The 13,853-nt window shown below is 36.3% G+C and carries 13 protein-coding genes; 11 read left to right on the top strand and 2 right to left on the bottom strand.

The window, feature by feature from the left end:
* Positions 1-71 precede the first annotated feature (71 nt).
* From DFQ08_RS03100 to DFQ08_RS03070, 7 genes are all read left to right on the top strand, one after another.
* Complete coding sequence (locus tag DFQ08_RS03100) at positions 72-629, top strand: porin family protein (protein WP_114308320.1); 558 nt, start codon at positions 72-74, stop codon at positions 627-629.
* A gap of 138 nt (positions 630-767) precedes the next feature.
* On the top strand, positions 768-3,623 hold the full coding sequence (gene leuS / locus DFQ08_RS03095; protein ID WP_114308319.1) for a leucine--tRNA ligase: 2,856 nt from the start codon (positions 768-770) through the stop codon (positions 3,621-3,623).
* A 25-nt stretch (positions 3,624-3,648) separates the two neighbouring features.
* A complete protein-coding gene (locus DFQ08_RS03090; protein WP_147269433.1) occupies positions 3,649-4,587 on the top strand; it encodes a DUF4163 domain-containing protein in 939 nt (312 codons plus the stop codon).
* A 4-nt stretch (positions 4,588-4,591) separates the two neighbouring features.
* Positions 4,592-5,035, top strand: a complete 444-nt coding sequence (gene bamE, locus DFQ08_RS03085; protein ID WP_114308317.1) for an outer membrane protein assembly factor BamE domain-containing protein — start codon at positions 4,592-4,594, stop codon at positions 5,033-5,035.
* Between the two features lie 249 nt (positions 5,036-5,284).
* On the top strand, positions 5,285-6,385 hold the full coding sequence (gene ald, locus DFQ08_RS03080; protein WP_114308664.1) for an alanine dehydrogenase: 1,101 nt from the start codon (positions 5,285-5,287) through the stop codon (positions 6,383-6,385).
* A gap of 109 nt (positions 6,386-6,494) precedes the next feature.
* Positions 6,495-7,190: a zinc metallopeptidase gene (locus DFQ08_RS03075; protein WP_114308663.1), complete on the top strand. Its 696-nt coding sequence runs from the start codon at positions 6,495-6,497 to the stop codon at positions 7,188-7,190.
* Positions 7,191-7,301: 111 nt separating this feature from the next.
* Positions 7,302-8,006, top strand: a complete 705-nt coding sequence (locus tag DFQ08_RS03070; RefSeq protein ID WP_114308662.1) for a Bax inhibitor-1/YccA family protein — start codon at positions 7,302-7,304, stop codon at positions 8,004-8,006.
* Between the two features lie 63 nt (positions 8,007-8,069).
* Here the strand turns inward: DFQ08_RS03070 and DFQ08_RS03065 are convergent, their stop codons facing one another.
* Positions 8,070-9,614: an Rne/Rng family ribonuclease gene (locus DFQ08_RS03065; RefSeq protein WP_114308316.1), complete on the bottom strand. Its 1,545-nt coding sequence runs from the start codon at positions 9,612-9,614 to the stop codon at positions 8,070-8,072.
* Positions 9,615-9,923: 309 nt separating this feature from the next.
* The gene (locus DFQ08_RS03060) at positions 9,924-10,241 is read right to left on the bottom strand and encodes an HU family DNA-binding protein (protein WP_256928803.1); all 318 of its coding nucleotides are present in this window, start codon (positions 10,239-10,241) and stop codon (positions 9,924-9,926) included.
* Between the two features lie 109 nt (positions 10,242-10,350).
* Here DFQ08_RS03060 and mutY point away from each other — a divergent pair, with 109 nt between their 5' ends.
* From mutY to gldD, 4 genes are all read left to right on the top strand, one after another.
* Positions 10,351-11,391, top strand: a complete 1,041-nt coding sequence (gene mutY, locus DFQ08_RS03055) for an A/G-specific adenine glycosylase (RefSeq protein ID WP_114308315.1) — start codon at positions 10,351-10,353, stop codon at positions 11,389-11,391.
* An 88-nt stretch (positions 11,392-11,479) separates the two neighbouring features.
* Positions 11,480-11,920 (top strand): single-stranded DNA-binding protein, encoded by a 441-nt coding sequence (locus DFQ08_RS03050; RefSeq protein ID WP_114308314.1) that lies wholly within the window; start codon positions 11,480-11,482, stop codon positions 11,918-11,920.
* Positions 11,921-11,940: 20 nt separating this feature from the next.
* The gene (locus DFQ08_RS03045; RefSeq protein ID WP_114308313.1) at positions 11,941-13,260 is read left to right on the top strand and encodes a gliding motility-associated protein GldE; all 1,320 of its coding nucleotides are present in this window, start codon (positions 11,941-11,943) and stop codon (positions 13,258-13,260) included.
* Positions 13,257-13,823 carry a gliding motility lipoprotein GldD gene (gene gldD, locus DFQ08_RS03040; RefSeq protein WP_114308312.1) on the top strand — a complete coding sequence of 189 codons (567 nt, stop codon included), beginning with the start codon at positions 13,257-13,259 and terminating at the stop codon, positions 13,821-13,823. Before DFQ08_RS03045 ends, gldD begins: the two co-directional genes overlap by 4 nt.
* Positions 13,824-13,853 lie beyond the last annotated feature (30 nt).

Genomic DNA, 13,853 nt, shown 5'->3' with positions numbered 1-13,853 from the left:
TTTTCATCTCGCGTTGGCATAATTCTTGTAAAAACCCAAAACAATCAATAACCTCTTAAAAATCAATACTCATGAAAAAATTATGCATGCTGGCCATCCTTGCCACTTTAGGATTTACACAACAAATCAAGGCTCAAGATATCACGTTTGGAGCGAAAGCAGGACTCAATAGCGCTAATTTTACAGGAGGCGATGCCGATAGAAATCGACTTTTAGGTTTTCATGTTGGTGTCATTTCCGAAATTCCGTTAAGTGAAACCTTTTCGCTTCAACCAGAACTCCTCTATTCAACACAAGGCTCAGAAGTTCAAGATGTTGTTAAAATAAAAGTAGATTACCTCGCTATTCCAGTGATGGCAAAATACTATTTAATTGAAGGCTTGAGCATAGAAGTGGGGCCACAATTTTCATTTTTAGTCAATGATAAAGGCGAATATATCAATAGCGATCTACCAGACGAAGATACCAATGCCGCTAACATCGATATCGGTGCTAATGCAGGTATAGGCTATAACCTTGGCACCAATCTATTTGTACAAGCCCGTTATAATTTTGGCATTTCAACAGTAGCTGAAAACCCAGATATTAAAAACAGTGTTTTTCAAGTCGCTCTTGGGTATAAATTTTAAACCCTCACCACTACAATTACAGAAAGCATCTTGTTAATTACGAGGTGCTTTTTCATTTATAATTCCTATGCATTTTAAAATAGGCGGTTTAGAAGGTTATTATTAAATTTGCGCCATTACTACAAGGAAAATAAGACAATGACATACAATTTTAACGACATAGAGAAAAAGTGGCAAAACTATTGGGCAACTCAGCAAACCTTTAAAGCCTCAAACCAAAGCGATAAACCTAAATATTATGTTTTAGACATGTTCCCTTATCCTTCAGGAGCAGGCTTACATGTTGGGCACCCCTTAGGTTATATTGCCAGTGATATCTATGCGCGTTACAAACGTCATAAAGGGTTTAATGTATTGCACCCTCAGGGTTATGATTCATTTGGATTACCTGCAGAACAGTATGCTATTCAAACAGGGCAGCATCCGGCAGTCACTACAGAAACCAATATTACCACTTATAGAAGACAACTCGATCAGATTGGATTTTCTTTCGATTGGAGTCGTGAAGTACGTACCTCTAATCCGGAATATTACAAGTGGACCCAATGGATTTTCATTCAGTTGTTTGAATCTTGGTACAATAACGATACAAATAAAGCGGAAGACATAAAAACCTTAATTTCAAAATTTGAAACTGAAGGTAACACCAATGTTAATGCAGCCTGTGATGATGACATTGCACCTTTTACCGCTGCTGAATGGAATAATTTCTCTTCGGAAGAACAACAAGACGTTCTTTTAAAATACCGCTTAACTTATTTAGCCGAAACAGAAGTGAATTGGTGTCCTGCTTTAGGAACCGTTTTAGCCAATGACGAAATTGTAAATGGTGTTTCAGAACGTGGTGGACATCCTGTAGTCCGTAAAAAAATGACACAATGGTCTATGCGTATTTCAGCTTATGCAGAACGTTTACTACAAGGTCTAGATACGGTTGATTGGACCGATGCATTAAAAGACATTCAAAAAAACTGGATTGGAAAATCGGTTGGAGCTTCTGTAACATTCAATGTCATTCCTGCTGTCTCGTCGAGCGCAGTCGAGACGTCTCACAAAATAGACGTCTTTACGACTAGACCAGACACTATTTTCGGCGTGTCTTTTATGACCTTAGCGCCAGAACATGAGTTGGTGTCTAAAATTACTACGCCAGAACAAAAAGAAGCCGTTGAAGCTTATATAGAAAAAACAGCAAAACGTAGCGAGCGCGATCGTATGGCCGATGTAAAAACCATTTCTGGTGTCTTTACAGGAGCTTATGCTGAGCACCCCTTTTCTAAAGCACCAATTCCAATTTGGATTGGCGATTACGTACTAGCAAGCTACGGAACAGGTGCTGTAATGGCGGTGCCTTGTGGCGATCAACGTGATTATGATTTTGCTAAACATTTTGATATAGCCATTCCAAATATCTTTGAAGGTGCCGATATTTCCGAAGAAGCTTACGCCTCTAAAGACCATGTGAAAATTGCCAATAGCGATTTCCTAAATGGTATGAACTATAAAAAAGCCTCTAAACGCGTTATTTTCGAATTAGAAAAATTAGGCCAAGGCGAAGGTAAAACTAATTATCGATTACGTGATGCCGTGTTCTCTCGTCAGCGTTATTGGGGAGAACCTTTCCCAGTATACTACGTAAATGGAATGCCACAAATGATAGATCAGGCCCATTTACCTATCGTTTTACCAGAAGTAGAAAAATACCTGCCAACTGAAGAAGGTGAACCGCCACTAGGACGTGCAGACGTTTGGGCTTGGGATACTAATCAGTGTGCCGTTGTTAGTAATGAGTTGATAGACCATAAAACTGTATTCCCTCTAGAACTTAATACCATGCCAGGTTGGGCAGGGAGTTCTTGGTATTTCTTCCGTTATATGGAAGATGCCGCTAATAGAGATGGTGTTTTTGCAAGTGAAGATGCCCTTAAGTATTGGGAAAATGTAGATTTATATATTGGTGGTAGCGAACATGCTACAGGTCACCTACTCTACTCACGTTTTTGGGTAAAACTTTTAAAAGATCGCGGTTTTGTAAATGTAGAAGAACCTTTTAAAAAGTTGATTAACCAAGGAATGATATTGGGAACTAGTGCTTTTGTTTATAGAGACGAGAGCAACCCTAACTTATATTATTCACAGGGATTAATCGAAGATAAAAACGTGTTACCTATTCACGTAAAAGTGCAGTATGTAAATGCTTCTGATGAGTTAGATATTGAAGGTTTAAAAACGGATGGTGAATTTGGTGAAGACTTTAAAGATGCCGAATTTATCCTAGAAGACGGCGTTTATAAAGTTGGTAGAGACGTTGAAAAAATGTCGAAATCAAAATACAACGTGGTTAATCCTGATAGTATTTGTGCCGATTACGGTGCGGACAGCTTAAGACTTTACGAAATGTTCTTAGGCCCCTTAGAACAATACAAACCTTGGAATACCGCAGGAATCACCGGTGTGCATAATTTCCTTAAAAAATTATGGAAACTATACGTTAATGACAATAGTTTAAAGGTTAACGATGCTGAACCAACAAAAGACAACTTAAAAACCCTTCATAAAACCATAAAGAAAGTCCAAGAAGACATTGAAAATTTCTCTTTCAACACCTCTGTATCTACCTTTATGATTGCCGTTAATGAGTTAACTCAGCAAAAGTGTACTAGCAAAGCCATATTAGAACCGTTATTAGTTTTAATTTCACCTTATGCACCACATATTGCTGAAGAGTTATATTCAAAATTAGGACATACGGAATCGATATCAACGGCAGCTTTTCCAGAATTTGATGCCAGTCACCTGGTAGAAAGCAGTAAAAAATATCCAATTTCTTTTAATGGTAAAATGCGTTTTACTTTAGAGTTACCAATGGATATGAGCAAGGACGCTATTGAAAAAACCGTTATGGCTCATGAAAAAACCATAGCGCAATTAGATGGCCGAACACCTAAAAAAGTGATTGTGGTGCCAGGTAAAATTGTAAATATTGTTGGCTAAACTTCTAAAACATATCATCATAACTTTGTTGCCAATTATAGCTTGGTCGCAAAGTTATGTTGGTACTGTTGCTAACTATCCAATTCATTTAGAAATTAATAGTTATCCACAAGAAAATGATAGCACTTCTAGCGAAATAGATGGCTATTATTTTTACGATTCTAAGTTAATTAGTATTCCTATTTCCGGTAAACGCAACAACAAAAATCTCACTTTAATTGATGGTTATTTTTATCATCCAGAAAGCGTTTTAGATGCAGATGAAGTCTTTCAACTCACAAAAAAAGGTCATCAACTTATAGGCACTTTACAACTAAAAGAAGACCGTTTTAATGTGGTTTTATCCGAAACGCAGCAAAATATCTTTGAAGATTTTAGAGACCCAAAACTCAGCTTTGTAAAAGATAGCATTGTTAATTACAAGGGTAAACAATTGGTTTGGTTTCATGAGAACTATTCTAAACTCCCTTTATTTAGATTAGGTAACGGTTTTACCAAAGCACAGCGCGATACATTCAATCCTATTCTAGATGCCATACATCTTGAAGACGCCAAAGACAAATTAAACTGTAATTCTTGGTTTGAAATATCATACAACATCAACCTTGTTAATACCAACTTTATAAGTTATTTAAAATATTACAGTGTCTATTGTGGTGGCGCACACCCTTCATATGGCACTGTTGCTTATACCTTTAATTTAGAAACTTTAAAAGAAGTTAAAGACATTGAGACTTTGTACCCAGAGGTTGATTTTTTTCAAACGCTAAAACAGAAATATCAATCTACAGAAAATGACGTACAAGATGAAGAGTGCGAAACTTTTGTTGATGACAGTTATTGGCAGTATAAAACCTGGAGTTTAACACCGGAAGGCGTATTACTTATTCCTAGTTATCCGCATGCCATGACCCCATGTGAAGACACTTATTTTCTAAGTTACGCTGAACTTTCTAAAGTGTAATCTAATGCCTATAAACAAACCATCATTAGAAAAGCAACCCAAAAAAAAGAAAGCTAAACCACTCACGGACTATTTTGATTTCCGTAATAACCAAGTCAATCAAATAGGTCTTATCTTATTTAGTGCCTTTGTAATCAGTCGTATTTTAATCTATCAATTTAACGAGCGTTTCGATGCACAGCGCTGGCGTACCCAGCACGACACTAGAGCAGAAATGGTAGACGATGTAATGGATAGAGAACTCTTTCTCGGCGAGAGCAAAGCCTATGTTATTAAAGAGTTAGGAAAACCTATCGCCGCGTCTACAGCAAACCCCGATGCCTTTTATTATTATATAGGTTTACTAGATCCTTTTTCCGCGAAAGAATTAAGTGAACTTGTTCTGGTTTTTGAAAATGATAAAGTGGTCAAAATCTACCTGCAACCATGGCATAATCGATCACCTTAAACCTTCAAAAAATAGGTTGCCTAAGGCAGAACCTTAAGCCTTGTTCATTTTCAATTTTAGACCTTCGGCTTAAGAAGTCGCAATAGCATATCGCTTCAAAAAAAAGACCTATTTTTAAAAGTTTTCAATATAAAAGCTTCAAAATAACAATATCATAAAAATTATTTTATCCTGCTTTATGTCCTTGCATAGCTAAGATTTTTGGCGGTACTTTCTTACTGTTTACAAACCTCTAAAGCTGCAAAACAAATGAAAATTGGCATTCCAAAGGAAATCAAAAATAACGAAAACCGCGTTGGTATGACCCCCGCAGGTGTTTTCGAACTTACAAAACACAAGCATACGGTATATGTTCAGAAAGAGGCTGGTTTAGGAAGCGGGTTCTCAGATCTAGATTATATCAATGCCGGTGGTATTATTTTAGACACCATCGTAGATGTCTACTCCTCGAGTGATATGATTGTAAAGGTGAAAGAACCTATAGAAGAAGAGTATCCTCTTATCCAAGCCCACCATGTGGTATTTACTTATTTTCATTTTGCTTCAAGCGAGCCTTTAACAAGAGCTATGCTTAACAGTCAGGCGGTATGTATTGCCTATGAAACTGTAGAAGACAAAGATGGTTCACTGCCATTATTAACGCCGATGTCTGAAGTTGCAGGTAGAATGGCGGTACAGCAAGGTGCTAAATATTTAGAAAAACCCATTAAAGGCCGTGGAGTTCTTTTAGGTGGTGTTCCCGGAGTTCCACCAGGACGCGTTTTAGTCTTAGGAGCAGGAGTCGTTGGTATCCAAGCCGCAAAAATGGCTGCAGGCCTAGGCGCTCATGTTACAATTATGGATATTAATATGAAGCAACTCCGTTATGTAAATGACGTAATGCCAAGCCATGTGGTCACTGAATTTTCTAGTGAATACAACATTAGAAAACGCATTAAAGATCACGATTTAATTATAGGTGGCGTCTTAGTACGTGGCGGAATTGCACCAAAATTAATCACTAGAGATATGCTTAAAGAAATGCGCCCTGGAACTGTTTTAGTGGATGTGGCCGTAGATCAAGGTGGTTGTATAGAAACCTCTAAACCAACCACGCACGAAGATCCGACCTTTATTATTGATGATGTGGTTCATTATTGTGTTGCTAACATGCCAGGAGCTGTTCCGTACACCTCTACACTAGCCTTAACCAATGTAACACTCCCTTACGTTTTACGTTTAGCTAATAAAGGTTGGGAAAACGCGTGTAAGCAAGATAAAACCCTTGCTAAAGGGCTTAATATTGTAAACGGAAGAATTGTCTATGAAGAAATAGCTGACGCCTTTAACTGGTCTATTGATGCGATGTAAAGCTTAAAATCATCCTATACTGACAAAATTTCTTAACTCAAATTTGGCTTATTATTTGCTATTCATTTAGTAAATTTATAAGAATTAAAACTTTTGAATTATGAATGGAATGCTAGGATATTATGTATTAATCGGTGCTATTGGCTTAGTCAGTTGGCTTGTTAGCAACCAATTAAAACAAAAGTTCGCTAAATACTCTAAAGTGCAGCTGCGCAATGGCTTATCGGGCCGAGAAATTGCAGAAAAAATGCTCGCTGATAACGGTATTTATGATGTGGAAGTGATTTCTACTCCTGGACAATTAACGGATCATTATAATCCTAAAAATAAAACGGTGAATTTAAGTGAAGCCGTATACAACCAACGCAATGCCGCCGCTGCCGCTGTAGCTGCTCATGAGTGCGGACATGCCGTACAACACGCTCAAGCTTATAGTGCATTAGGAATGCGCTCGGCTTTAGTGCCTCTAGTTAGTGTGACCTCTGGGATGTCGCAATGGTTAGTTATTGGAGGTTTAGTTTTAGCTGCTGGTGCAGGTATAGGATTAGGATATTGGATTTCGGTTGCTGGTTTAATATTTATGGGCTTTGCAACGTTATTTAGTTTTATAACCTTGCCCGTAGAATACGATGCGAGTCACCGGGCTTTAGCTTGGTTAAAAACTAAAAACATGCTCACACCAGAAGAATACAGCGGTTCTAAAGATGCCTTAAAATGGGCAGCGAGAACCTATTTAGTTGCTGCTATTGGTGCTTTAGCCTCTTTATTATACTGGGCACTACAAGTGTTTGGTAGTAGAAATTAAAAAATACAAATGCTTTTAAATAAAAGAGTTCTGAATAATTGGAACTCTTTTTTATTTGAATACCTTAAGAAATAACATATTTTAGTGGCACTAACCAAATCTAAAGGAAATATGGAAAATCAATACCCAGAAAAACTATTAATTAGCGAGATCCCAGATGTGGAACGCATGGCCTTTTACAAAAAGACCTATGCCCATGTAGCTGCCGGAGTTTTAGTTTTTATACTTTTTGAATACCTACTCTTACAAAGTGAGACCGTTGTAGAATTTATGTTATCCATGACCCAAGGTTATAAGTGGTTAATTATGTTAGGCGGCTTTATGTTAGCGACCAATTACGCCGAGAATATGGCTTTAAAAACGACGGACAAAAGCAAGCAGTATTTGGCTTATGGAATTTATATTTTCTTTGAAGCCCTCATTTTTGTTCCTATGCTCTTTATTGCGGCATTCTATATGGAATCTGGACCAGAAATTCTTAACCAAGCAGCGATTGTTACTCTAGCCTTATTTACAGGCTTATCTGCCGTTGTATTATTAACCAAAAAAGATTTCTCTTTCTTAAAAACAGGATTAACGATAGGCTTTTTTATCGCTATAGGTATCATCATTGCCGGAGCAATATTTGGGTTTAACTTAGGTTTATGGTTTTCAGCAGGTATGTGTTTACTCGCTGGAGGTTCTATTTTATATCAAACCTCTAACTTAGTCAAGAAATATGGTGTAGAAGATTACATCCCTGCTGCTTTAGGGCTGTTTGCATCACTAATGTTATTATTTTGGTATGTGCTAAGCATATTAATGTCTAGAGATTAAGGCCTTATGCTATAAAACACAAAAGCCCAACTGAAAATTTCAGTTGGGCTTTTTTAATAGATATTATTTGATTTTGTTACCATCTTTGTCATAAAAATGATATTCAAGATAAGTGTAAGCATCTCTAGGTAAAACTTTTACCCACTTTTTGTGTTCAATAAACCACTTTGAACGTACTGATGGAAACCCTTGGGTTAAAAAGGCTGCTATAAAAGGGTGTGTATTAAGAATCACCTTTTTATGATTTTTTTTGAAAATACGTTGTAGGTCTTGATTAATGCGTTCCACCACTTTAATTGGTGCTTCGATTTCATCACCTCCAATATGGTTCGGATTTTCTTCTTTCGTTTTAATATTGCGTTCTGGCCTAACACGCTGTCTGGTTATTTGCACTAATCCAAACTTACTCGGCGGCAATATTTTATGCTTTGCTTTATCATCTTTCATCTCATCTCTAAGATAATTATAAAGCTTTTTTCTGTTCTCTGCTTTACCCATATCAATAAAATCGATAACAATAATGCCTCCCATATCACGTAAACGCAATTGTCGGGCAATCTCTTGGGCAGAGATCATGTTGACTTCTAAGGCGGTGTCTTCTTGGTTTTTTTCTTTATTAGAACGGTTACCACTGTTCACATCTACAACATGTAATGCTTCAGTGTGTTCAATAACTAAATAGGCGCCTTTAGCCATAGAGACGGTTCTACCGAATGAGGTCTTAATTTGGCGTTCTATACCAAATTTTTCAAAGATTGGGACACCATTCTTATAGTACTTCACTATGGATTCTTTGTTTGGTGCAATTTGTTGCACATAATCTTTTACTTGTACATACATTTCTTCATCGTCTACAACTATAGCAGAGAAAGAATCATTAAAAATATCTCTCAAAATTGAGGATGCTTTGTTCATTTCTCCCAAGACCTTAGTTGGGTGATGTGCTTTGTACAATTTTTTACACATTGCTGTCCATCGATCCAGCAAATTTTGTAAATCACTATCGAGCTCGGCAACTTTCTTGCCTTCTGCTACGGTACGAATAATAACCCCAAATCCCTTTGGTGTGATACTTTTAACAAGCCTTTTTAGGCGGTCTTTTTCTTCTTGCGAATCAATTTTTTGTGAAATTGAAATACGGTTAGAAAAAGGTACCAAGACAATATATCTTCCGGCAATAGACAATTCTGAACTAATGCGCGGTCCCTTAGTAGAGATCGGTTCTTTTACTACTTGTACTAAAATGGATTGATTAGACTTTATGGCATTTGCAATGGTACCATTTTTGTCTAAATCTTTCTCCATCGGAAAGTCTTTAAGAGAATAATCTCTTAATTTCCCTGTGCTTACACGTTTAATGAATTTTAAAAGCGAAGGCAGTTGCGGTCCTAGATCATGATAGTGTAAAAAACCATCTTTCTCATACCCTACGTTAACAAACGCAGCGTTTAGACCAGGAATAACTTTACGGATTTTGGCAATAAAAATATCACCTACCGCAAAGTTGTTATCCTCTTCGTCTTTGTGTAATTCAATAAGTTTTCCATCTTTTAATAAGGCAAAATCAACAATATCTGAACTCGATCTTACGATTAATTCATTGTTCATAATGTCAATTTAAATCTAACTCTTCATTGAGATAGATGGATGTTACTAAATTATTTGACACAGGATGTAAAATCCAACAAACCTAGAAGGACTCTATTAAATACCTTCTAAATTCTATATCAAAGAACGTTCCTTTAAAACTGAAAAAAGTAGTTATAAAACTACTTTTAACAATTTATTTCTTTTTATGACGATTAGCGCGTCTACGTTTCTTACGCTTATGCGTCGCTACCTTGTGTCTTTTTCTTTTTTTACCACTTGGCATAATAAATAATGCTTTTTAAATTAATATTTTGTTTTAATGCTTTCTTAGTTAACCTCAACATTAGATTTAACACCCTCTAAAAATACTTTAGCTGGCTTAAATGCAGGAATGTTGTGTGCAGGAATTTTTATTGTAGTATTCTTTGAAATATTACGACCTGTTTTTTCAGCTCTTGTCTTAATAATGAAACTTCCGAAACCTCTTAAATAAACGTTATCTCCACTTTCTAAAGATGTCTTTACTTCTTCCATAAATGTTTCAACAGTGGCTTGAACGTCACCTTTCTCAATACCTAATTTATCAGATATTTTCGCTACCAAATCAGCTTTTGTCATTTTTGTTACTAGTTTTAGGGTTACTATAAATTCTAAGGGATGCAAATATAAGTAATTTAATTTCAATTCATCAAGCGTAATTAATTAAAATTTAACACAATAAACATTTAGCTTTGTTTTTTATTAAAATAGCATAATGAGTTTTCAATCAAAATTAATCCTCTGGTATTCAGACAAAAAGAGAGACCTCCCTTGGAGGACCACTAATAATCCCTATACAATTTGGCTATCAGAAATCATTTTACAGCAGACCCAAATTAAACAAGGGTTACCCTATTATGAAGAATTTGTTGCAAATTACCCTACTGTTTTTGATCTCGCGGAAGCCTCAGAAACTTCTGTTTTAAAATTATGGCAAGGTTTAGGCTATTATTCTAGAGCCCGAAATTTACACACCACAGCCAAACATATTGCCTATGAGCTTAACGGAAAATTTCCTGATAATTATAAGGACTTATTAAAATTGAAAGGTGTTGGAGATTATACGGCCAGTGCCATTGCTTCAATTGCCTTTAATGAACCGGCTGCCGTGGTAGATGGTAATGTATACCGTGTATTATCGCGTTATTTTGGTATTGATACGCCTATTAACACTTCCGCAGGCATCAAAGAATTTAAAACCTTGGCCAGTTCGTTGATTTTAAAAGACCAGCCGGCTACTTATAACCAAGCCTTAATGGAGTTTGGAGCTTTGCAATGTAAACCTAAAAACCCCAACTGTGAAGCCTGCCCCTTAAATACGAATTGTGCCGCTTTACAACACCAACGTATTGGAGAGTTACCCGTGAAATTGAAAAAGACCAAAATCACCACCAAATATTTCAACTTTATAGTAGGGATTGATCAGCAACAACAAACTTTTATTGAACAACGGACCCATAAAGGTATTTGGCAAAACCTCTATCAGTTCCCGTTAATTGAATCTGATAAAAGTTTAAGTTCTGAAGAGTTTCATATGTTAGGGCTTGAAAATAGCATCTTGGAGGACATGACTTTTGATTACGCCTTATATAATGAGGTTGATGTGATCCATAAATTATCGCACCAGCACCTGCATACCAAATTCTGGATTATTGAAACACAAACGCTTCCTGAAGGGGCCATTCCTATAAAATCTCTAAAAAAATACCCCGTTCCGGCGCTTATAAACGACTTTATAACCCAATTCGGGTTTTAGAACCTTAAAGAAATCACATTTTTTTATTACTTTTAATCTCCTAGTTATGCAATTGAGTAACTTTGCAACCTATTAAAAATGAATTATTATGTCTGGAACCTTAAATAAAGTAATGCTGATTGGAAACTTAGGAGACGAAGTAAAAATGCACTATTTTGATGATAAAAATTGTGTAGGCCGTTTTCCTATTGCTACAAGCGAGAGCTATACAAGCAAACAAACCAATGAACGTATTACTAATACGGAGTGGCATAATATAGTGGTTAGAAATAAGGCTGCTGAAATTTGTGAAAAATACCTTTCTAAAGGCGATAAAATATATATTGAGGGTCGTATTAAAACGAGAAAGTGGACGGACGACAAAGGTATGGAACGTTATTCTACTGAAATACAATGCGACGACTTTACGTTTTTAACCCCCAAGAGTGAGCAATCGCCAAACGCCGCGTCTCAAAAATCAGCAACATCTCAGCCTCAAAGTTCTACGACACCACCTGTAGAATCCGACAATGATGATTTGCCATTTTAATCTTTAAATATCCTATTATCTTGGACCCAGAACCCACGGTTTTAATTTCAACTTTATCTTATACCGATACCTCCTTTATAACAAGTATCATTATCCTTATTATATTACTAACCTGCTCGGCTTTAATCTCTGGAGCAGAAGTGGCTTTATTTTCTCTAACCAAATCCAATTTAGATGAAGGCTTAGAAAATAAATCGCCAGCCATGCAAATTATTGCCGCTCTCTTAGAGCGTCCAAAAAAGTTATTAGCAACCATTTTAGTGGCTAATAATTTTATAAATATCGCGGTAGTATTATTGTTCTCTTATATTGGAGAAACCATTTTTCATGACATTACAAACCCACTTGCAAGGTTTTTATTAGAAGTGGTAACGGCCACGTTTTTAATCTTATTATTTGGAGAGATTATTCCAAAAATTTACGCCAACAGAAACCGTGTAAAATTCTCCTCGTTTATGGCACGCCCCTTAAGTGTACTAGACGTTATTTTTTCGCCTATAAGTTTACCGATGCGTTTTGTAACGCTTCAAATTCATAATAAATTTGGAAAACAACGCTCTAATCTAAGTGTAGACCAATTGTCTCAGGCCTTAGAGCTCACCAATAGTCAAGACACCACACAAGAAGAACAAAAACTACTTCAGGGTATTGTCTCTTTTGGAAATACCGATACCAAGCAAGTTATGCGTCCTAGGATGGATTTGTTTGCCTTGAGAATAGATACGCCTTACGAAACTATTATTGCTGAAATTATAGCGAATGGTTATTCTAGAATTCCGGTGTACGAAGAAAGTATTGACACTATTATTGGGGTTTTATACGTAAAAGATTTACTACCACATTTAAATAAAAAGACCTTTGATTGGACTACCATTTTAAGAGCCCCTTTTTTTGTCCCAGAAAACAAGAAATTGGATGATTTAATGGTGGAATTTCAAACTAAAAAAGTCCACCTTGCCGTTGTAGTCGATGAGTATGGTGGTACTTCTGGCTTGGTATCTTTAGAAGATATTATTGAAGAAATTGTTGGTGATATTAGTGATGAATATGACGATGACGATCTTATTTACACCAAACTGAACAATAACAATTATAGTTTTGAAGGAAAAACACCTTTAAAAGATGTGTACAAAATTGTAGGTATTGAAGCTGATGCAGAACTTTTTGAAGCTCAGAAAGGCGAGGCAGAAACCCTTGCAGGCTTTGTTTTAGAAATTTCAGGAGGATTTCCGAGAGTAGGAAGTAAAATAAATTTCAAAAATTATGTGTTTACTATTGAAGCTTTAGAACGCAAACGTATTAAACAAATTAAACTCACCTTATTAGACAGACAAGCATGAAACGCATAGCCCTACCCATATTAAGTTTATTGTTATTAGGTTGCGGTAATGATCCTTTACCTAAACCTAAAGGCTATTTAAGACTAGAATACCCTAAGGCCGTCTACGAAAAGACTGTGGTTCCCTTACCGTTTTCTTTTGAAAAAAATAAGCTATCCGAACCTATAAAAACCGTAAAGTCAACAGCAACAACCCACGGCATAGATGTAAAATATCCGTCCTTAAATGCTACAATATATCTGACGTATAAAGAGGTTCACAGCAATTTAGATAGTTTATTGCGCGATGCCCAAAACCTAACGCAAAAGCACACAATAAAGGCTGATGAGATAAGCCAAGGGGAATTTATAAATGCTGAAAACAGGACCTATGGTATGTTATATGAAATTGGAGGGGATGCCGCATCTCAATCCCAGTTTTACGTTACAGACAGTACAACACACTTTTTAAGTGGGTCTTTATATTTCTATGCCAAACCCAACTACGACTCTATTTATCCGGCTGCAGAATATTTAAAAAAGGATATAAAACACATTATGGAAACGGTGCGTTGGAAGGAATAAAAAAGTAAAAAATAAAAATAGGATATAATA

Origin of the sequence: Winogradskyella arenosi, from assembly GCF_003337305.1 — a bacterium.
Classification (GTDB): Bacteria; Bacteroidota; Bacteroidia; order Flavobacteriales; family Flavobacteriaceae; genus Winogradskyella; species Winogradskyella arenosi.
This window is presented reverse-complemented; position numbering and strand designations above follow the sequence as displayed.

What these genes read in the sequence shown, in the direction of transcription:
- DFQ08_RS03100 (WP_114308320.1), top strand. Translation starts at nt 72, where the DNA reads ATGAAAAAATTATGCATGCTGGCCATCCTTGCCACTTTAGGATTTACA.
- leuS (WP_114308319.1), top strand. Translation starts at nt 768, where the DNA reads ATGACATACAATTTTAACGACATAGAGAAAAAGTGGCAAAACTATTGG.
- bamE (WP_114308317.1), top strand. Translation starts at nt 4,592, where the DNA reads ATGCCTATAAACAAACCATCATTAGAAAAGCAACCCAAAAAAAAGAAA.
- ald (WP_114308664.1), top strand. Translation starts at nt 5,285, where the DNA reads ATGAAAATTGGCATTCCAAAGGAAATCAAAAATAACGAAAACCGCGTT.
- DFQ08_RS03075 (WP_114308663.1), top strand. Translation starts at nt 6,495, where the DNA reads ATGCTAGGATATTATGTATTAATCGGTGCTATTGGCTTAGTCAGTTGG.
- DFQ08_RS03070 (WP_114308662.1), top strand. Translation starts at nt 7,302, where the DNA reads ATGGAAAATCAATACCCAGAAAAACTATTAATTAGCGAGATCCCAGAT.
- DFQ08_RS03065 (WP_114308316.1), bottom strand. Translation starts at nt 9,614, where the DNA reads ATGAACAATGAATTAATCGTAAGATCGAGTTCAGATATTGTTGATTTT.
- mutY (WP_114308315.1), top strand. Translation starts at nt 10,351, where the DNA reads ATGAGTTTTCAATCAAAATTAATCCTCTGGTATTCAGACAAAAAGAGA.
- DFQ08_RS03050 (WP_114308314.1), top strand. Translation starts at nt 11,480, where the DNA reads ATGTCTGGAACCTTAAATAAAGTAATGCTGATTGGAAACTTAGGAGAC.
- gldD (WP_114308312.1), top strand. Translation starts at nt 13,257, where the DNA reads ATGAAACGCATAGCCCTACCCATATTAAGTTTATTGTTATTAGGTTGC.